The organism is Paenibacillus sp. EB106-06-01-XG199 (assembly GCF_058791575.1).
The window spans coordinates 1-526 of record NZ_JBYTDQ010000050.1; the positions used below are offsets into that span (position 1 = coordinate 1).

Genomic DNA, 526 nt, shown 5'->3' on the forward strand with positions numbered 1-526 from the left:
GTGTCGGTTTGCGGTACGGGCACCTTCTCCTGGCTAGAGGCTTTTCTTGGCAGTGTGAGATCATGACCTTCGCTACTATAATTTTCGCTCCCCATCACAGCCCAGCCTTAACGGTGTGCGGATTTGCCTACACACCAGCCTCACTGCTTAGACGGACATCCATCAGTCCGCGTCACTACCCTCCTGCGTCACCCCATCGCTCATAGCGGATTACGGTGGTACAGTAATTTCAAACTGTTGTCCTTCGACTACGCCTTTCGGCCTCGCCTTAGGTCCCGACTTACCCTGAGCGGACGAGCCTTCCTCAGGAAACCTTGGGCTTTCGGCGGATCAGATTCTCACTGATCTTTTCGTTACTCATACCGGCATTCTCACTTGTATGCTGTCCAGCGCTCCTTACGGTACACCTTCAACCCACATACAACGCTCCCCTACCCCAGATACATAGTATCTAGCCATAGCTTCGGTGGTGTGTTTAGCCCCGTTACATTTTCGGCGCAGAGTCACTCGACCAGTGAGCTATTAC

General features: G+C 53.0%; 1 rRNA gene. It reads right to left on the reverse strand.

The features are described from left to right. Positions 1 to 526 (reverse strand): 23S ribosomal RNA (locus AC3WT9_RS34680); the annotation flags it as partial.